The sequence below is a fragment of the Stenotrophomonas sp. YJH_SMC_29 genome, assembly GCF_059371235.1.
Genome location: NZ_JCAFUK010000024.1, coordinates 28,180 through 47,261, shown reverse-complemented (window position 1 = coordinate 47,261; position 19,082 = coordinate 28,180). Strand labels below are relative to the sequence as shown.

General features: G+C 67.3%; 16 protein-coding genes. 7 read left to right on the top strand and 9 right to left on the bottom strand.

What is annotated here, in order from left to right:
• Positions 1-115: 115 nt before the first annotated feature.
• Entirely contained in the window at positions 116-2,278 is a 2,163-nt protein-coding gene (locus tag AC5P9I_RS19785; RefSeq protein ID WP_495217397.1) for a S46 family peptidase, read from the bottom strand.
• A gap of 512 nt (positions 2,279-2,790) precedes the next feature.
• On the opposite strand from AC5P9I_RS19785, the gene tdh reads away from it, so the two are divergent.
• The gene (gene tdh, locus AC5P9I_RS19780) at positions 2,791-3,813 is read left to right on the top strand and encodes an L-threonine 3-dehydrogenase (RefSeq protein WP_049468340.1); all 1,023 of its coding nucleotides are present in this window, start codon (positions 2,791-2,793) and stop codon (positions 3,811-3,813) included.
• Between the two features lie 132 nt (positions 3,814-3,945).
• Here tdh and AC5P9I_RS19775 read toward each other — a convergent pair whose 3' ends face one another.
• Entirely contained in the window at positions 3,946-4,638 is a 693-nt protein-coding gene (locus AC5P9I_RS19775; protein WP_049468338.1) for a TorF family putative porin, read from the bottom strand.
• 196 nt (positions 4,639-4,834) lie between these two features.
• Here AC5P9I_RS19775 and kbl point away from each other — a divergent pair, with 196 nt between their 5' ends.
• Positions 4,835-6,043 carry a glycine C-acetyltransferase gene (kbl, locus tag AC5P9I_RS19770; RefSeq protein WP_049468337.1) on the top strand — a complete coding sequence of 403 codons (1,209 nt, stop codon included), beginning with the start codon at positions 4,835-4,837 and terminating at the stop codon, positions 6,041-6,043.
• Positions 6,044-6,134: 91 nt separating this feature from the next.
• Here the strand turns inward: kbl and AC5P9I_RS19765 are convergent, their stop codons facing one another.
• The 4 genes from AC5P9I_RS19765 to AC5P9I_RS19750 form a co-directional block, all read right to left on the bottom strand.
• Positions 6,135-6,470 carry a hypothetical protein gene (locus AC5P9I_RS19765; RefSeq protein WP_005412356.1) on the bottom strand — a complete coding sequence of 112 codons (336 nt, stop codon included), beginning with the start codon at positions 6,468-6,470 and terminating at the stop codon, positions 6,135-6,137.
• Positions 6,471-6,555: 85 nt separating this feature from the next.
• Positions 6,556-7,362 (bottom strand): pseudouridine synthase, encoded by an 807-nt coding sequence (locus AC5P9I_RS19760; protein ID WP_049468335.1) that lies wholly within the window; start codon positions 7,360-7,362, stop codon positions 6,556-6,558.
• Between the two features lie 20 nt (positions 7,363-7,382).
• Complete coding sequence (locus AC5P9I_RS19755; RefSeq protein ID WP_049468334.1) at positions 7,383-7,889, bottom strand: hypothetical protein; 507 nt, start codon at positions 7,887-7,889, stop codon at positions 7,383-7,385.
• Positions 7,890-8,108: 219 nt separating this feature from the next.
• Positions 8,109-9,200 carry an OmpA family protein gene (locus tag AC5P9I_RS19750; protein ID WP_049468332.1) on the bottom strand — a complete coding sequence of 364 codons (1,092 nt, stop codon included), beginning with the start codon at positions 9,198-9,200 and terminating at the stop codon, positions 8,109-8,111.
• A 357-nt stretch (positions 9,201-9,557) separates the two neighbouring features.
• On the opposite strand from AC5P9I_RS19750, the gene AC5P9I_RS19745 reads away from it, so the two are divergent.
• The 5 genes from AC5P9I_RS19745 to AC5P9I_RS19725 all read left to right on the top strand — a co-directional run bounded on the left by AC5P9I_RS19745 (position 9,558) and on the right by AC5P9I_RS19725 (position 15,024).
• Positions 9,558-10,577: a zinc-binding alcohol dehydrogenase family protein gene (locus AC5P9I_RS19745; protein WP_049468329.1), complete on the top strand. Its 1,020-nt coding sequence runs from the start codon at positions 9,558-9,560 to the stop codon at positions 10,575-10,577.
• Between the two features lie 196 nt (positions 10,578-10,773).
• Entirely contained in the window at positions 10,774-11,403 is a 630-nt protein-coding gene (gene yczE, locus AC5P9I_RS19740) for a membrane protein YczE (protein WP_049468328.1), read from the top strand.
• A gap of 137 nt (positions 11,404-11,540) precedes the next feature.
• Complete coding sequence (locus tag AC5P9I_RS19735) at positions 11,541-13,571, top strand: NADPH-dependent 2,4-dienoyl-CoA reductase (protein ID WP_049468326.1); 2,031 nt, start codon at positions 11,541-11,543, stop codon at positions 13,569-13,571.
• Positions 13,572-13,869: 298 nt separating this feature from the next.
• Entirely contained in the window at positions 13,870-14,328 is a 459-nt protein-coding gene (locus AC5P9I_RS19730; RefSeq protein ID WP_004154513.1) for a cell wall hydrolase, read from the top strand.
• An 84-nt stretch (positions 14,329-14,412) separates the two neighbouring features.
• Complete coding sequence (locus AC5P9I_RS19725) at positions 14,413-15,024, top strand: glutathione S-transferase N-terminal domain-containing protein (protein ID WP_032955882.1); 612 nt, start codon at positions 14,413-14,415, stop codon at positions 15,022-15,024.
• Positions 15,025-15,117: 93 nt separating this feature from the next.
• Here the strand turns inward: AC5P9I_RS19725 and AC5P9I_RS19720 are convergent, their stop codons facing one another.
• From AC5P9I_RS19720 to prpE, 3 genes are all read right to left on the bottom strand, one after another.
• A complete protein-coding gene (locus AC5P9I_RS19720) occupies positions 15,118-16,173 on the bottom strand; it encodes a suppressor of fused domain protein (RefSeq protein ID WP_049468323.1) in 1,056 nt (351 codons plus the stop codon).
• A gap of 46 nt (positions 16,174-16,219) precedes the next feature.
• Positions 16,220-16,723 carry a hypothetical protein gene (locus AC5P9I_RS19715; RefSeq protein WP_049468321.1) on the bottom strand — a complete coding sequence of 168 codons (504 nt, stop codon included), beginning with the start codon at positions 16,721-16,723 and terminating at the stop codon, positions 16,220-16,222.
• A 215-nt stretch (positions 16,724-16,938) separates the two neighbouring features.
• On the bottom strand, positions 16,939-18,819 hold the full coding sequence (gene prpE, locus AC5P9I_RS19710; protein WP_049468319.1) for a propionate--CoA ligase: 1,881 nt from the start codon (positions 18,817-18,819) through the stop codon (positions 16,939-16,941).
• Between the last annotated feature and the right edge of the window lie 263 nt (positions 18,820-19,082).

The window sequence follows — 19,082 nt, the reverse complement described above, 5'->3', positions numbered from 1 at the left end:
TGGGTCGCGGGGTTTTGGAATCGCGGACGGCGCGCCGGGCAGCAGATCCACGCCATGCGCGGATGCACCGCCCGGCAGTGTCTGCAGGCGTTGCCGGCCAGCGGCCGGCACTACCTCACTTGGCCAGGTTCAGCTCCTTCAGCAGCTGCGGCGCCGGCGCCACTTCCTGCATGATCCACTGCATGTAGCGGCTGTCGACGGCGATCATGCGGGTCATCACCGGGTCGAACACCCAGTTGGAGCTGACCGATTCCCAGTTGCCATCGAAGGCCAGGCCGACCAGCTTGCCGTTGGCATCCAGCACCGGCGAACCCGAGTTGCCGCCGGTGATGTCCAGGTTGGACAGGAAGTTCACCGGCACCGAACCAATGCGCTTGTCTTCCAGGCCGCCGTAACGCTTGGCCTTGACCGCATCGAGCAGCGCCTCCGGCGAATCGAACGGATCTTCACCGGTTTCCTTCGCTGCCACGCCTTCCAGGGTGGTGAACGGGGTGTACTTCACGCCGTCCTTGCCATACCCCATGACGTTGCCGAAGGTGATGCGCAGCGACAGGTTGGCGTCCGGGTAGACGAATTCACCCTGGCTCTTCTTGTAGTCGGCCACGGCCTGCAGGTACAGCGGGCGCGCGGTCAGCGACTCGCCTTCGCGGATCTTCTTCTGCTCTTCCTGCTTCAGCAGTGCCGGCATGACAGCCACGGCGTACTGGATGGCCGGATCGCTGCTGGCTTCAAACGCGGCACGGTCGGCCTTGAACCACTTCAGGCGTGCATCCAGGCTGCCCAGCTCGGTGCCCGACAGCTTGGTCACCAGCGACTTCACCGCAGCGGCATCGCTGCCGGCCAGCCACTTGTTCAGCACTTCATTGTCGCGCTGCGCGGCCGGCAGGGCCACGTACTGCTCCAGCCAGTAGGCCTGCAGCTGCTGGTCCATCTTCGCCACGTAGCGGCGGTCCATCTGCTTCAGGCCGCCTTCGATGGTGGTCAGGTCACGTTCCTGGTAACCGGCTTCGCGTTCGGCATCGGGCTTGCTGCGCTCGATCGACAGGCGGTACAGGGTGATCGCTGCGCCCACGGCCGAGGTGTTGTTGAACTGGCCGACGAACAGGTCACGCTCGCGGGTGGCCTTGCTGGTGTCCAGGTGCTTGACCAGCTGCGCGTGTGCGGCCAGCGCCGGCTTGCCGGCCGCGCCCTGCTTCTTCAGCCATGCCAGCACGGCGGCTTCCTCGGCCTGCTTCTGGCCAGCGGCGTCGATGCGCTTGAAGCCTTCCAGCTGGCCCAGGTAGTTCTTGGCCACGTTGTTCATGCTGGCGGCGGTGGCGGCGTACTTCACCTTGACGTCGGCGTCGGCCTTGCCGGCGTCGGCGATCATCTTCAGCACCGCGTTGTAGTGCTTGGCGATGGTCGGGTAGGTGAAGCTGGCGGTCTCGTTGAACTCGCCAGCCAGTGCGTAGCGGTTGGTGCGGCCCGGGTAGCCGGCCACCATCACGAAGTCGTCGGCGCCCAGCGGCTGGTCGGCGAACTTCAGGAAGTGCTTGGGCTGGTACGGCACGTTGTCGGCGGCGAAGGCGGCCGGCTTGCCGTCCTTGCCGACGTAGGCGCGGTAGAACGAGAAATCGCCGGTGTGGCGTGGCCACATCCAGTTGTCGACGTCGCCGCCGAACTTGCCGACGCTGCCCGGGGGCGCGTAGACCAGGCGCACGTCCTTGATTTCCATGTTGCGGAACAGGCGGTAGGTGTTGCCGCCGGAGAAGCTGTACAGGCGGCAGCGGAAACCGGCATCGGCCTCACAGGCGGCAACCTGGGCCTTGTCGAAGGCGTCCAGCGCGCGGCTGCGGGCCAGCGGGTCGTTGCCGGCAGCGGCGATGGCGGCCTTGGCCTGGGCGGTGACGTCGGTGATCTGGTCGAGCACGAACACGCGGGCGTTCGGGCCGGCGCTCAGTTCGTCCTTCAGGGTCGGCGCATTGAAGCCGTCCTTGATCAGGTTCTTCTGCGCGGTCGAATTCAGCTGGATGGCGCCATACGCGCAATGGTGGTTGGTGACCACCAGGCCCTGCGGCGAGACGAAGCTGGCGGTGCAGCCGCCGAGGGCGACGACCGCGCCCATCGGGTCGCCGGTCAGGTTGGACAGCTGTTCCGGGGACAGCTTCAGGCCGGCCTTCTGCAGCGGGCCGGCGATTTCCGGCAGCTGCTGCGGCACCCACATGCCTTCAGCGGAATGGGCGACCTGGGCCAGGCCGAGGCTGGCGACGATGGAAAATGCAAGCAGGTTCGAGCGCATGGAGCAGCCCCTGGTAGTGGAACCCTCGATTGTAGCCCGCCGCCCTGCCCCGGCCCGAACCCCGGAAGTCATGCAATCAGGTGCCTCCACCGTTCAGCGTTTCCATTGCGATCGGTCAGAGGCGAGAGGCCAGGCCGATGCAGGACACGCCGTAAACCCCGCTCCGCGGCCCGGCCCAGCCGCTGGCGGCTGTGCGTTCGGGCGCTTGCGAAGCAGTGCTTCGCAAGCAAAGCGCCCTCACCCATGGGGGCTCGGTCGCGCCATCCATGGCGCTCACGGTCCTGCATCGGCCTGGCCTCTCGCCTACCCACAGTCCCCTGGCCTCGGACGGTAGCGCCGAGCCATGCCCGGCGAGCGAAGCGGCGCTGCTGTTTGCAGTACGTTCGAAACGCCCGCCGGCGCACGCCTTTCGTTCCGCCAAAGCACCCGCAGCGCAACATGGGAATTCCGTCCGGCACCCTATAATCCGCGCTTTCCCCCTGATGAGTTCCACCCCGATGGCGCAGCAAACGATGAAGGCCCTGGTCAAGCGCGAAGCAGCCAAGGGCATCTGGCTGGAAGAAGTTCCGGTGCCGACCCCCGGCCCGAACGAGGTCCTGATCAAGCTGGAGAAGACCGCGATCTGCGGTACCGACCTGCACATCTACCTGTGGGACGAATGGAGCCAGCGCACGATCAAGCCGGGCCTGACCATCGGCCACGAGTTCGTCGGTCGCATCGCCGCGCTCGGCTCGGCAGTGACCGGTTATGAGATCGGCCAGCGCGTTTCGGCCGAAGGCCACATCGTGTGCGGCCATTGCCGCAACTGCCGTGGTGGCCGCCCGCACCTGTGCCCGAACACCGTCGGCATCGGTGTCAATGTCAATGGCGCCTTCGCCGAATACATGGTGATGCCGGCCAGCAACCTGTGGCCGATCCCGGACCAGATCCCGTCGGAGCTGGCCGCGTTCTTCGACCCGTATGGCAACGCCGCCCACTGCGCGCTGGAATTCGACGTGATCGGTGAAGACGTGCTGATCACCGGCGCCGGCCCGATCGGCATCATCGCCGCCGGCATCTGCAAGCACATCGGTGCGCGCAACGTGGTGGTGACCGACGTCAACGATTTCCGCCTGAAGCTGGCCGCCGACATGGGCGCCACCCGCGTGGTCAACGTCGCCAACCAGTCGCTGAAGGACGTGATGAAGGAACTGCACATGGAGGGCTTCGACGTGGGCCTGGAAATGAGCGGCAACCCGCGTGCGTTCAACGACATGCTCGACTGCATGTACCACGGCGGCAAGATCGCCATGCTCGGCATCATGCCCAAGGGCGCCGGCTGCGACTGGGACAAGATCATCTTCAAGGGCCTGACCGTGCAGGGTATCTACGGCCGCAAGATGTACGAGACCTGGTACAAGATGACCCAGCTGGTGCTGTCCGGTTTCCCGCTCGGCAAGGTGATGACCCACCAGCTGTCGATCGACGAGTTCCAGAAGGGCTTCGACCTGATGGAAGAAGGCAAGGCCGGCAAGGTCGTGCTCAGCTGGAATTGATCCTCGGTTCCGCGCACGAATGGTGGGTGCCGAGCTTGCTCGGCACACCATGAAATTGAAAAAGGCGCCCGATGGGCGCCTTTTTCCGGTGTTGCCGGCCAGCGGCCGGCACTACCGGTAACGCCTGCGGCGTTACTTGCCGACGGCCACGGTCAGCAGCACGCGGCTGTGCGCCAGCTTGCCCGAGTTTTCGCGCCCGTTGCTGTCGGTGCCGTAGTAGCCGAGGCCGACATTGAACAGGCCGAACTGGCGGCTGACGCCGACGTTCCAGTCGGTGTAGTCCTTGGCCAGGCCCTTCTCGAAGCTGCTGCGGCCGACGTTGGCACTGAGGGTGAACTCCTGCGGCAGGCCCCACTGGCCGCCGACGCCGTAGTACCAGCCATCGGTGCCGCTGTTCCACTGGTCGTTGGTGTAGGCCACGGTCAGCTTGTAGGTTTCGTCCAGCGTGGTGGTGGTGATCAGCTCGTTGTAGTTCAGGTCGCTGGCACCCAGGTAGGTGTAGCGGTTCAGCAGCACGTCGAAGTTGACGCGCGGAGTGACGTCCACGCCGTAACCGATCTGGTAGTCGATCTCGGTGCTCGGGTCGCCCGGACCGAAGTCCACGCCCGAACCCCAGACACCGGCATACAGGCCGACCGGCGAGGTGTAGGTGAAGCCCGCCTGCAGGGTCGGCTTCTCGTCGGTCTGCGACACACCACGGAACAGGTAGTCCGACACCGCAGTGACGTTCCAGCTGTACGGCGATTCGGTCTCCTGGGCACTGGCCGCGAACGGCGCAAGGGTCAGGGCGGCGGCAATGGCGAGGCAGGCATGGGCGTGCTTCATGAGCGTCTCCGGGGGCGGGGGGCGGGAAGGGGGCAGCAGTGAAGCCGATGCCAGACAGGCACGGTTCACGAATATTTAACCATTTGTTACTGCATTGCAACATGTGCCTGCCATGGTGGTGCCCTGCCCACCGCGGTCGGTGAACCTCGTTGCCCGGTAGAATCGGCGGTTTCCCGTGCAGAGCCGTGCCCACGCCATGACCGACGCCTCCTCCGCCCTGACCCGCCACTATGCCGAGGAACTGGACGCCATCCGCGCCCAGGGCCTGTTCAAGTCCGAGCGGATCATCACCAGCCCGCAGTCGGCCGAGATCACCCTCGATGACGGCCGCCAGGTGCTGAACTTCTGTGCCAACAACTACCTGGGCCTGGCCGACCACCCGGACCTGATCCAGGCCGCCAAGGACGCGCTGGACACCCATGGCTTCGGCATGGCGTCGGTGCGCTTCATCTGCGGCACCCAGGACCTGCACAAGCAGCTGGAAAAGCAGATCGCCGACTTCTTCGGCAAGCAGGACACCATCCTGTACGCGGCCTGCTTCGATGCCAACGGCGGCCTGTTCGAGCCGCTGCTCGGCGAGAACGACGCCATCATTTCCGATGCACTCAACCATGCGTCGATCATCGACGGCGTGCGCCTGTGCAAGGCCAAGCGCTTCCGTTACGCCAACTGCGACATGGCCGACCTGGAAGCCCAGCTGCAGGCCGCCGATGCCGCCGGCTGCAAGACCAAGCTGATCACCACCGACGGCGTGTTCTCGATGGATGGCTTCATCGCGCCGCTGGACGAGATCACCGCGCTGGCGAAGAAGTACAACGCGCTGGTGCACATCGACGAATGCCATGCCACCGGCTTCCTCGGTGCCACCGGTCGTGGCTCGGCCGAAGTGAAGGGCGTGCTGGACAGGATCGACATCATCACCGGCACCCTGGGCAAGGCCATGGGCGGCGCACTGGGCGGCTTCACCTGCGCCAGTGCCGAGGTGATCGAACTGCTGCGCCAGCGCTCGCGCCCGTACCTGTTCTCCAACTCGCTGCCGCCGCACGTGGTGGCTGCTGGCATCAAGGCGTTCGAAATGCTGGCGGCCGCCGACGACCTGCGCAGCACGCTGGCCGACAACACCGCCTACTTCCGCGAGAAGATGACCGCCGCCGGCTTCGACGTGAAGCCGGGCGTGCATCCGATCAGCCCGGTCATGCTGTACGACGCACCGCTGGCGCAGAAGTTCGCCGAGCGCCTGCTCGAGGAAGGCATCTACGCGATCGGCTTCTTCTTCCCGGTGGTGCCCAAGGGACAGGCCCGCATCCGGACCCAGATCAGCGCCGCGCACAGCCGCGAGCACCTGGATCGCGCGATCGATGCGTTCACCCGCATTGGTGTCGAGCTGGGCGTGATCAAGGGCTGATCACGCCGGGGCCGGGTCTCTTTCCACAGGAAAGGGCCCTGGCCCCATCACCCCACCGATGGCGTGCCGACCCCGGTCGGCACCCCAGGCGTCACTTCTTTTTCTTCTTGCCCTTCGGCTCGTCCTTGCTGGCCACCACCACCGGCTTGGCGGCGGCGTCCTGGCCGTTGCCCTTGGCGACGCGGATGCCGTTGGCCTTCATCCAGGCATCGAACTCATCGGCGGTCATCTTCTTGTCGCCGTTGCTCATCAGGAAGCGGTAGCTGCCGCGACCATCCAGCTCCGGGGTCTTCACTTCCACCACCGGGGTTTCGGCCGGCGTTTCCGCCTTGGCCACCTTCTTGTGGCCGCCACAGGCGGTCAGCAGCACCATCGGCAGCAGCAGGCCTGCGCAGCGCAGGGTTTGATTGAGGGTCGGGTGGTACATGGGCAGGCTCCGTTCGGGAAATTCAGCAACCAGGCGCCCCCTACGCCTGGAACGGTGGCCGGCAGCTGCCGGCCGCGGGCGGTGATCAGCCCGGTGCAGCGGCCCCCAGCCGCTGCTGGTCGCTGACCTCCAGCACCCGCCACTGGCCCTTGCCGAGATCGCCGAGCAGCAGCCCACCGATCGCGACCCGGACCAGGCGCAGCACCTGCAGGTCGAAAGCCGCCAACAGGCGGCGGATATGGCGGTTGCGGCCCTCGTCGAGGACCACCTCCAGCCATGCGGTCTTGTCGCCACGGCGCAGCACGTGCACGGCGCGGGCAGCGAGGAACTCGCCCTCGTCCTCCACCCCGGCCTGCAATGCCGCCAGGGTGGCGGCATCGGGCAGGCCATCCACCTGCACGTGGTAGGTCTTGTCCGGCCCGGTCTGCGGGTCGGTCAGGCGCGCGGCCCACTGCGGATCGTTGCTGAACAGCAGCAACCCTTCGCTGGCCTTGTCCAGGCGCCCGACCGGTGCGATCCAGGGCAGACCGGCGCCATCAAAACAGCGGTACACCGTGTCACGGCCACGCTCGTCCTGCGCCGTGGTCACGACCCCGCGCGGCTTGTTGAGCATCAGGTACAGGCGCTGCGGCGCAGCCATCGGCTGGCCATCGACCTCGATCGGCGGCACAGGCTGTCCGATCGGGAACTCGGGATCACGCACGACGCGGCCGGACACGCGCACCCGGCCTTCGGCGATCCAGCGCGCGGCCTCGCTGCGCGAGCACACGCCGGCCTTGGACAGCACGCGCGCCAAGCCATGACGCGCACCGCTGGAGACGTTCGGCGCCGCACGCCCACGCGGTGCGTGGGAGCGGGCGGCGGGGGTGGCAGGTGGGCGGCGCGTGCGCAAGCCTCTGCTCCCCGCGGCGCTTACTTCTTGTCGACCGGCTTGGTCTCAGCCGGTGCTTCGGCCGCAGCCGGAGTGGCGGCCGGGGCCGGGCGCGCCTTGACCACGCGCACACCGCGCGCCTTCATCCAGGCGTCGAATTCTTCGGCGGTCATGCGCTTGCCGTTCTGGCTCATGTCGAAGCGCCACGGCGTATTGTCGAACTCGGTCTGCGGCTTGTAGGCCGCCGGATCGTTCGGCTTCACCGCCGGCGCGCTAGGGATGGCCTTGGCGATGTTCTGGCAGCCATCGATGCGCAGGCGCTGCAGCACCTGGTCCAGCGACTGCGACGGATCGTAGTTGCTGCTCAGCACGCCGGCCGGCATGCCCAGCTGGTTGCCACGGATGTACAGCTCGTCGGCCACCGGCGCGATGGTCGTGGCCGGCAACGGCAGCGGCGAGGCGCTGGTGTTGACCGAGCAATCAACCGCGGCGTGGGCGGCGGGAACCAGGGCCAGCGCCAGAACGGCGGCCGATGCAGAGCGCAGCATGAGGGGCATCCACGAAAGGAAGTGACGCGGCGAGTTTAGCAATGCCGCGTCAGCTTTCAAGCGCCACTTTCAATGAATACGGCAACTCATTGGATTTACGGGCAAAATCCCGACGAACGGCGATTCCCCGCCCGCCCCAGGCCGGTTTCCCGGCGGCAGAAACAACAAGACCCGGCCGAAGCCGGGTCCTGCTGTGTCCTACTGGCAGAGCGTCAGAACTTAGTTCTGGACGTTCAGCTCGGTACGACGGTTCTTGGCGCGACCTTCCGGGTTGTCCGAACCATCCGGGTTGGTGTTCGGAGCAATCGGACGGCTCTCGCCGTAGCCGATCGGGCCGACCAGGCGACCGGCGTCGACGCCGTTCTTGGTCAGGTAGTTGTACACGGCGGTGGCACGACGCTCCGACAGCTTCTGGTTGTAAGCGTCGGTACCCTTCGAGTCGGTGTGACCGGCAACTTCAACGCGCAGATCCGGGTAACGCTTCAGGATCTCGGTGGCTTCGCTCAGGATCGCCACGGCGTCCGGACGCAGGTTCGACTTGTCGAAGTCGAAGTTGACGCCCTTCAGGTCGATGGAGACCGGAACCGGGCAACCGTCCGGACCGATGGTCTGACCCGGCTGCGAGTTCGGGCACTTGTCGTCGCAGTTGTTGACGCCGTCACCGTCGTCATCCAGGTCGGCGCAGCTCGGGGCAACCGGAGCCGGAGCCGGAGCAGCCGCGACCGGAGCCGGGCCCAGCGGGATCACGACGCCGACCGAAGCCAGCACGTCGCCGAACCAGCTTTCGTCGCGTGCAGCGACGCTCTGGTCGTCGAAGTCAGCGCGGTAGGCCACTTCGGCGCGGACAGCCACGCGCTTCTCGAAGGTGGTCTGCAGGCCGACGCCCAGCTTGGCGGCCAGGTTGCCGTCCTTACGCTGGCGCGGACCGTTGTTGTCGATCGCAGCGTACTCTTCTTCCGACTTCTGGTAGCCCAGGCCACCGACGATGTACGGGTTCCAGCCGCGGCCTTCCTTGATGAAGTGGCGACGCAGGTCCAGCGAGACGCCGTACTGCGACCAGTTCAGGTCCTGGTTGCTGTCGAAGTTCGGGTTCTGGTAGTTCAGCTCACCGTCCAGCGACCAGTTCGGGCTGATGAACTTACCCAGGCCCAGGGTCACGAACGGAGCGTCATTGGTCAGACGGTCGCTGTCCTGGAAGTTGAAGCCGGCCGAACCGGTCAGGTACCAGCGGTCATCGAACTCCTGCGCCGAAGCTGCCTGGGCGAAAGCCAGGCCGCCCAGCAGCGCGGCAGTAAGGATCTTCTTGTTCATTGAGTACAGCTCCTATTTCGGGGGTATGAAACCGGTAGAGGCATGGGCCAGCACTAGTGCATCGATGTACGACAGCCGATTCAGCACGCCACCGCCGCGAACATTATGCTCAGGCGGGTGAAGGCCATGTTAACAGTCCCGTAACATGTGAAGTGTTGCGCCCGACCGGCCACCGGTCCGACGTTGAAACCCTATACAGGATGATGAAAATCCGCAAGACCCACGCACTGCAAGGGTTTGACGGGGTTTAAGTGTCGAATGCGACATATTGCGCAACGCGCCGCATCACACGGTTCAGCGCGTTTGCGGAAACGTGAGGAACCTTATGATGGGGTCACGAACCCAGCCGGAGCCGTGATGAAAGCCGTCGCCCTGAGTCGTGAATACGCCCCTGCCCTGCGTGATGTCCTGCTGCCACCACCGTTGCCTCCACGCGGCCGGGACCTGCTGGTCCGGATCGAAGCGGTCTCGGTCAACCCGGTCGACGCCAAGCAGCGGGCCGCCACCGATCCGGCAGCGCTGGAGACGCCGCGGGTGCTCGGCTGGGACGCCGCCGGCGTGGTTGAAGCCATCGGCGATGAGGCCAGCCTGTTCGCCTCCGGTGACGAGGTCTACTTCGCCGGCGACGTCACCCGCCCGGGCTGCAATGCGCAGTACCAGTGGGTGGACGAACGGCTGGTCGCCCGCAAGCCGACCACGCTCGATTTCGCCGAAGCCGCCGCGCTGCCCCTGACCACGCTGACCGCGTGGGAGCTGCTGTTCCAGCGCATGCCCCTGCATCTGGACGACCGCCGCCATGGCGGCCAGCACCTGCTGGTGATCGGCGGTGCGGGCGGCGTGGGCTCGATGGCGATCCAGCTCGCCCGCCACGCCGGTTTCGAGGTGATCGCCACGGCTTCGCGCGACGCTTCTATCGAGTGGTGCCGGCAGATGGGGGCCACGCACGTGATCGACCATCGGCAGCCACTGCAACCCCAGTTGCAGGCGCTGGGCATCGCTGCGGTGCAGGTTGCGCTCAACCTGGCCGATACCGACCACTACTGGGACGAGCTGGGCCAGCTGCTGGCACCGCAGGGTCATGTCGGACTGATCGTGGAGCCGCGTGGCGCGCTGCGCATCGGCGATCCGTACAAGGCCAAGTGCATCGGCATCCACTGGGAATTCATGTTCGCGCGCTCGCGCTTTGCCACCGCCGACCGTATCGAACAGCACCGCATCCTCAGCCGCGCCGCCAGCATGATCGATGCCGGCCAGCTGCGCGGCACGCTCAGTGAGACGCTGGGCACGATCAACGCAGCCAACCTGGACATCGCGCATCAGCGCCTGGCCAGCGGCCACACGGTGGGCAAGCTGGCGCTGGTCGGCTGGGGCGACTGACGCGGTGATGTAGAGCCGGGCCCACGCTCGGCCGCTGTGCCTGCCGCCACCCGCAGAGCACGGGCTCGGACCTGCACAACCGCCCGCATGCAGGTTCGGCGCCGCCTGTAGCGCCGGATTGGCTTGAATCTGTATCTATGGCATCAAGGAAATCAGGGATACGGTGGGAACAGATTCCCCCTCCCCCGAGCCCGCCATGCCCACCGCCCTGCCCCTGCGCCTGCTGCAACTGATCACTGGCCTGTTCCTGTACGGCTTCGGTGCTTCGCTGATGATCCGTGCCGCGATCGGCGTGGCGCCCTGGGATGTCCTGTCGCAGGGCATCGCTGCGCAGACCCCGCTGTCGTTCGGCCTGGCGACCAACGTGATCGGCGCGCTGGTGCTGCTGCTGTGGTGGCCGCTGCGCCAGAAGCCGGGCGTGGGCACCGTGCTCAACGTGATGCTGATCGGTCCCTCTGCGCAGTTCGGGCTGTGGCTGCTGCCGCCGGCCGTCGGCCTTGGCTGGCAGCTGGCGATGTTCTGCGCGGGCATGCTGCTGGTGGCCCTGGCCACCGGCCTGTACATCGGCGCCCGCCTCGGCCCGGGTCCACGCGATGGCCTGATGACCGGCCTGCATGCCCGCACCGGCTGGCCGATCTGGAAGGTGCGCAGTTTGATCGAAGGCAGCGTCCTGCTGCTGGGCTGGTGGCTGGGCGGCAACGTCGGCCTCGGCACCCTCGCCTTCGCCCTGCTGATCGGCCCGCTGTGCGGGGTGACCCTGGGCTGGTTCGGGATCGGTCGCCCCGCAGTCGTGCCGGCCGCTGCCCGGCAACCGCAATCACCCTGAGCTGCCCCGTACCCGGCCAGCGGCCGGCCCGCCCGCCCCGGAGTTCGGGGGCGCCGCCGCCGGCGCCATCCAGCAACCCTTGCCCCGGCCGCCGTTTCGCGGCACGCTTCGCGCTTCCGTACGCAAGCGTATCGACCATGTCGCCAGCCAACGAAAGCGCCTATCCCCATCTGTTCGCCCCGCTGGACCTGGGCTTCACCCAGTTGCGCAACCGCGTATTGATGGGCTCGATGCACACCGGCCTGGAGGATCGCGCCCGCGACTTCCCGCGGCTGGCGGCCTACTTCGCCGAACGCGCCGAGGGCGGCGTCGGCCTGATCGTCACCGGCGGCTTCGCACCGAACGTGGTCGGCTGGCTGAAGCCGTTCGGCGGCAAGCTGTCCTGGCCCTGGGAAGTGCGGCCGCACCGCCAACTGACCGCCGCCGCGCACCAGCATGGCGCGAAGATCTGCCTGCAGCTGCTGCATGCCGGCCGCTATGCCTACCACCCCTTGTCGGTGGCACCGTCGAAGCTGAAGGCACCGATCAACCCGTTCACCCCGCGCGCACTGTCGGCCAGTGGCGTCGACCGGCATATCGCCGACTACGCACGCAGCGCGAAACTGGCCCGCGAGGCCGGCTACGACGGCGTCGAGGTCATGGGCTCGGAGGGCTACCTCATCAACGAGTTCATCGCCCCGCGCACCAACACGCGCACCGACCGCTGGGGCGGTGACGCCAGCCAGCGCATGCGCTTCGCGGTCGAGATCGTGCGCCGCATCCGCGAGGCGTGTGGCCCGGACTTCATCATCATCTACCGCCTGTCGCTGGTCGACCTGGTGGAAGACGGCAGCAACTGGGAAGAGATCGTGCAACAGGCGCAGGCCATCGAGGCCGCCGGCGCGACCCTCATCAATTCCGGCATCGGCTGGCATGAAGCGCGCATCCCGACGATTGCCACCTCGGTGCCGCGCGCGGCCTTCGCCGGCGTCACCGCCAAGCTGAAGCCGCACGTGGCGCTGCCGCTGGTGGCGACCAACCGCATCAACATGCCCGAGGTGGCCGAACGCATCCTCGCCGATGGCGGCGCCGACATGGTGTCGCTGGCACGCCCGCTGCTGGCCGACCCGCAGTGGCCGAACAAGGCCCGCGCCGGCCGCGCCCAGGCGATCAACACCTGCATCGCCTGCAACCAGGCTTGCCTGGACCACGTCTTCGAGAACAAGCTGGCCAGCTGCCTGGTCAACCCGCGCGCCGCGCACGAGACCGAGCTGGTCTATCGCCCGGCCGCCACGCCGAAGAAGATTGCCGTGGTCGGCGCCGGCCCGGCCGGCCTGGCCTGTGCCACCGTCGCCGCCCAGCGCGGCCACCAGGTCACCCTGTTCGATGCCAGCGACGAGATCGGTGGCCAGTTCAACGTCGCCAAGCGCATCCCCGGCAAGGAAGAGTTCCACGAGACCCTGCGCTACTTCCGCCACACACTGCAGGAGACCGGCGTGCAGCTGCGCCTCGGCACCCGCGCGGACGCGTCCCACCTGGCCGGCTTCGACGCGGTGGTGCTGGCCACCGGCATCACCCCGCGCAAGGTCGACTTCCCCGGCGCCGACCACGCCAAAGTGGTCAGCTACCTGGACGTGCTGCTGGGCCGGGTCGAAGTGGGCGCCAGTGCGGCGATCATCGGCGCCGGCGGCATCGGCTTCGATGTCGGCGAGTTCCTCAGCCACGCCGGTGAGTCGCCCTCGCTGGACCCGCAGCGCTGGATGGCCGAATGGGGCGTGGACAGTACGTTCGAGGCCCGTGGCTCGCTGGCCCGGCCGCAGGTCGAGGCCTCGCCGCGCCGGCTGTGGCTGCTGCAGCGCAGCCCGGGCAAGCCCGGCGCGCGGCTGGGCAAGACCACCGGCTGGATCCATCGCGCCACGCTGAAGGCCAAGGGCGTGCGCATGCTCGGTGGTGTCGAGTACCTGGGCGTGGACGACGCGGGCCTGCGCATCCGCGTGGACGGCAGCGAACAGCTGTTGCCGGTCGACCATGTGGTGATCTGCGCCGGGCAGGAACCCAACCGCGCGCTGCAGGCCGAACTGCAGGCCGCCGGCATCAGCGCGCAACTGATCGGCGGCGCCGACGTGGCCGCAGAACTCGACGCCAAGCGCGCCATCGACCAGGGCAGCCGGGTCGCCGCCGCGCTTTGACCTGCGGATGAATGGGGGACGGAATGTGATTTCCGTCACCCCCGGCGAACCTGAATGTCAAGCCGGGCGGTTCACGATGCGTTCGGCTACGCCCCCCTACCTTGCGCCATCTTTCCGCTCACCAGCCAGTTTCCGGTGAGCCGGCGCAGCCCCCACGACCGGTACTGGTCGTTTCTTTTGGGGCTGCCCACGGGGCGGCCCCGATGGCCGCCTCCCCATGACGCCAAGTCGTACCCCGCCTCCTGTCGCCCCCGCGGCCGGAACCGGAGAGTGCGACCCATACGGAGCAAGGAGTTATATGAAACTGGCCTGGATTCTCTGGCTGTCGCAGTTGTTGCCTCAGCCGGCCGCTGATTCACTGTGTTTGAGCACCACCGTTTACCTGGAAGCCCGCGACCAGACCCTGCGCGGCCAGCAGGCCGTCGCCGAGGTCGCGCTGCGCCGCCTCGACAGCGGCCTGTGGGGTGATTCGATGTGCCAGGTGGTCACCGCACGCAAGCAGTTCGCACCGACCATCGTCTCCCCCGGCACCCAGCTGGGCAACGACGCGGCCTGGAGCGAGGCCATGAACGTGGCCTTCGACGCCGAGCGCAACTGGGCGCTGCCGGCCGGCGAGCGCCGCGAGATCGTGCCCGGTGCCAGCCACTTCGCCGCGCTGTCCATCGCCAGCCCGAACTGGCGCAATGCCTACCAGGTGGCCACCATCGGCGATCACACCTTCTATAAGGTGCAGAACCTCAAGCCGCGGCAGTCGTAACGATCCGTGCCGGCGGCAGCGTTGCCGCCTGCCGGCAGGCTCTGGGATAGTGGGCGTTTCCCGCCCGCATCACCTGGAGTTCCCATGAAGCTGTACAGCAAGCCCGGTGCCTGTTCCACCGCCGACCACATTGCCCTGCAGTGGACCGGCCAGCCGTTCGAGGTCGAACTGCTGAACAAGGACACCCTGAAGGGTCCGGAATTCCTCAAGATCAATCCGGCCGGTGCGGTGCCCGCGCTGGTCGACGGCGACTTCGTGCTGCTGCAGAACGCCGCGATCATGGGCTATATCGCCGATCGCTTCCCGCAGGCCGGCCTCGGCGGTGATGGCAGCCCGCGCCAGCGCGCCGAAGCCACCCGCTGGCTGGCGTTCGTCAATTCCGACGTGCATCCGGCCTTCTCGCCGCTGTTCGCGCCGGGCAAGTTCATTGCCGACGAAGGCCAGTACGACGCGATCCGCGCCGCCGCGCACAAGCGCCTGCGTGGCCTGTTCGAGACCGCCGACAGGCAGCTGGCCGACAAGCCGTGGCTGGCCGGCTTCCGCAGCTTCGCCGACCCGTACTTCTACATCACCCTGCGCTGGGCCGCCGGCACCAAGGTCGACCTGTCGGGCCTGGACAACCTGGCCGCCTACAAGGCACGCATGGACGCCGACGCCGGCGTGCAGGCCGCGCTGAAGGCCGAAGGCCTGGCCTGACCTTGGTCAGGGGTCAGAGCCGTTCGCGTGGCGAACGGCTCTGACCCCATCGGCTACCAGGCGGCTCCGACCCCCTCGATGTCATTGGCGTGATCAGCCGATCTGGCGGATCACTTCCCCCTTGGCATCGCGCAGGTAGGTCGGCACCACCTCGATACGCAACCTTCCTGCCAGCGGGTAGACCCCGCGCTCGGCGCGCACTCCTGCCAGGGCCTGCAGGCCCGCCTCGTCCAGTGACCAGCGCGCGCTGTCGGCGGATACGTCCGCCACTTCACCGCCCCCGTCCGCGATGAACTCCCACTGCCGCTCGCGGCTGACCAGTTCCAGCGATCTGCCGTGGCGCAGGCGCAGCGGCAGCAGTTCGCACACGCTCGCCACCTGGCCGGCGCCAAGCACCAGCGTGGTCATGCCCGCCTCCTGGCGCCAGTCCAGTGTCTCGATGAACAACATGCCGGTGCTGGAGCCTTCGCGCTCGCTGCCGGCCCGCACCTCAGCCGCCAGCACCGGGTCCTCCAGCAGGTTGCCGCGGTGCAGGTCGCTGACCCACAGCGGCATTGCCGGCTGCAACGCCTGCAGCACGCCGCGCGTGGACCAGCGCTTGACTGCCTCCATTTCCTCATCGGTCAGTCCGACCAGCTGCAGGAACTGCAGGTGGCCATTGGCGGTGTCGCGTGCCGGCAACTGCGGGTCGGCAATGAACGCCAGATGGCACAGCCGCGTGTCGGTCTCCAGCGCGATCGGGCCGTTGGCATTGAGGTGGTGACCGTCCTCGAACACGTTGCCACTGCCGAACACATAGCGCGCCAGGTTCTGCAGCAGGTTCATCGGCCACACTGGTGGCGGGCTGCCGGCTTCCTCGCCGGCTTCGGCCGCGAGGCGGAAGGTCAGCTCGAAGCCATAGCCGCTGGCGGCGGCATCGCGGCTCTCCTTGGCATACAGCTCGGAGAAGCCATAGGTGATGTAGTGCCAATGCGGCAGCGGCGCGTCCACCCAGTACACGCTGATGCCATCCAGTGGATCCTGGCCCCCCAGCGTGTACGGCAATGCCGTGCCGTAGTGGCGGGGTTCCTGGCCCGCGTACAGCGGTGCCAGTGCCGCATTGATCGCGTCCCAGCCAGGGGTATCGGTGTCGTCGTGGTCGTCCTGCACGCGGGACTCCTTGTGGGGAAGTGAACCGATCACTTTAAGCGTTGGCTCAGGCCTGCACGACCTCGCTGCCGGTGTCCAGCAGGGCCAGCCGGGTTTCCTGCCACCAGCGCTGGGCCAGCGCCGGGCTGCGCGCCTTGGCGACCGCCGCCAGCAGTTCCGGGCACAGGCGTTCCAGTGCCAGTGCATCGGTGCAGCGTTCGATCTTCAACTGCATGAAATACCCCTTGAGGCCCAGATGACGCCGCACCGCCTCGCTCATTGCGTCGTACAGCTGCTGGTACAGCGCCGGGTCGTGTTCGCGACCGGTGCTGAGGCCACGTGCGGGCGCCACGTCTGCGCTTCCACCGATCACTTCGATCAGTCCCTGCGCGGCCAGCTGCTCCAGCGCATCGGCAGGCGCGCGCAGGCCTTCCAACAGGCCGCGCAGTTCAGTGTCGTCGCGACGGCCATCGACCATCAGCAGGATCGAGCGCAGCCCCGCCGGCAGGCGCCGGCCACGGTCTTCGATTTCCTGACGGCCAGCAGCCGTCTTGGCGTGCAGCAATGCCATTGCCTCCCCCTCCCTCGATGCGCCATGCCGGCGGGCCCTCGCGGGCACGCCCCCCTGTGTGCCATCCCCCGAGGGCACGCGCCTTCCCCGGCGCGCGCCGCGTATTGCAGGTCGATGACAGGCCGAGCTTAGCGCAAGTGCAGAGGGGAGTGCCGGCCGCTGGCCGGCAACCTCGGGATTGATGGGGGTGCCGGCCAGTGGCCGGCACTACCCGGTCAACGCCCCAGCGCCCGCCGGATCTCTTCCAGCGCGCCGGGGTCGTCCAGCGTCGACAGGTCGCCCGGGTCGCGCTGCTCGGCCAGCGCCTGCAACGAGCGCCGCAGCAGCTTGCCCGAACGGGTCTTGGGCAGCGCGTTGACCACGTGCACGTGCGCCGGGCGCGCGACCGCGCCGAGCGAGGTGGTCACCGTGGCCATCATCTCGGCCACCACCGGCGCCGGATCCTCGCCATCCAGGCCCTGCTTGAGGGTAACGAACACCAGCGGCACCTGCCCCTTCAGTTCGTCCTTGACCCCGATCACCGCCGCCTCGGCCACCCGCGGGTGGCTCGAAATGGCCTCCTCGATCTCGCGCGTGCCCAGCCGGTGTCCGGCCACATTGATCACATCGTCGGTACGGCCGAGGATGAAGGTGTAGCCATCGTCGTCGCGGATCGCCCAGTCCAGCGAGCTGTACAGCAGTTCCTTGAAGTGGCTGAAGTAGCTCTGCAGGAAACGGTTGTCGTCGTTCCACACCGTGCTCATGCAGCCCGGCGGCAACGGCGGCGACACCACCAGCACCCCCTTCTGCCCCGCTGCGACTTCCTCGCCGGTGTTCTCGTCGATCACCTTCATCCGGTAGCCGAGGTTGGGGAAGCCCGGCGAGCCGAAGCGCACCGGCTTCATTTCCAGGCCCGGCAGCAGGGTCAGCGCTGGCCAGCCGGTCTCGGTCTGCCAGTAGTTGTCGATGATCGGCTTGCCGAGCGCTTCGCTGATCCAGTGCGCGGTCGGTTCGTCCAGCGGCTCGCCGGCCAGGAACAGGTACTTCAGCGCGCGCAGGTCGTGGCGATGGATGAAGTCCGCATCGTGCTTCTTCAGCACGCGGATGGCAGTGGGCGAGGAGAACATGGTGCGCACGTTGTACTGCTCGCACAGCGCCCACCAGATGCCCGGGTCCGGATTCGTCGGCAACCCTTCGTACAGCAGCGACGTGCAGCCGCCGATCAAGGGCCCGTACACATTGTAGGAATGGCCTACCGCCCAGCCCACATCGGAGGTGGAGAACATCACCTGCCCCGGCTTGCAGTCGAATACGGTTTCCATCGACTGCGCCATCGCCACCGCGTAGCCGCCGACATCGCGCTGCACGCCCTTCGGCTTGCCAGTGGTGCCGGAGGTGTACAGCAGGTAGCTCGGCTCGCTCGCTTCCAGCCACTGCACCGGCACGTCGACTTCACCCACCTGTGCGCGCAGCGCGGCGTACTCCACGTCGCGACCCGGCACGCGCGGTTCGGCGGCATCCAGCCCACGCGAGACGATCAGCACGTATGGCGGAGGCGACGCCGCTTCGGCGCAGGCGGCGTCGACCATCGGCTTGTACGGAATCAGCTTGCCACCGCGCATGCCCGCGTCGGCAGCGATCAGCAGCCTGGGCTTGGCGTCGTCGATGCGCAGTGCCAGGTTGTGCGCGGCAAAGCCACCGAACACCACCGAATGCACCGCGCCGATGCGCGCGCAGGCCAGCATTGCGAACACGGCTTCCGCCATGTTCGGCATGTAGATCACCACGCGGTCGCCGTGGCCGACGCCGAGGTGCTTGAGCACGGCGGCGAAGTCGTTCACTTCGCGATACAGCTGGCGATAGGTGATCTCGCGGGTGCTGTTGGTTTCGGTGGAAATGGCGACCAGAGCGAGCTGGTCGGCGCGCTCGGCCAGGTGGCGGTCGACGGCGTTGTAGCAGAGATTGGTTTCACCGCCGACGAACCAGCGCCGGAACGGCGGATTGCTGTAGTCGAGCACCTGCTGCGGCGGTTTATGCCAGTGGATGCGCTTGGCTTCCTCGCCCCAGAAGGCCTCCGGCTCGTCGATCGAGCGACGGTAGGTTTCCTCGTAGTTCATGACGCAGCCCTCCCAGACAAAGTCATGGGTTCGAGGATAGTCCGGCGCTGCCGCGCGGGCCGCCCTACCTTGGTAGGGGGTGGGGTTTGTTCTGCAGGGCTGCGCCCTGCACCCGCGGTAGTGCCGGCCGCTGGCCGGCAACCTCAGAAGCAACAGCCGAAGCAACAGCGGGTTTCCCGTGGGATGGCGGGGTGGGTCCGGTTGCGGGGGACGCCGTGAATCCGTCCATGGAGGCTCGGTCGCCGCATCCATGCGGCTCACGC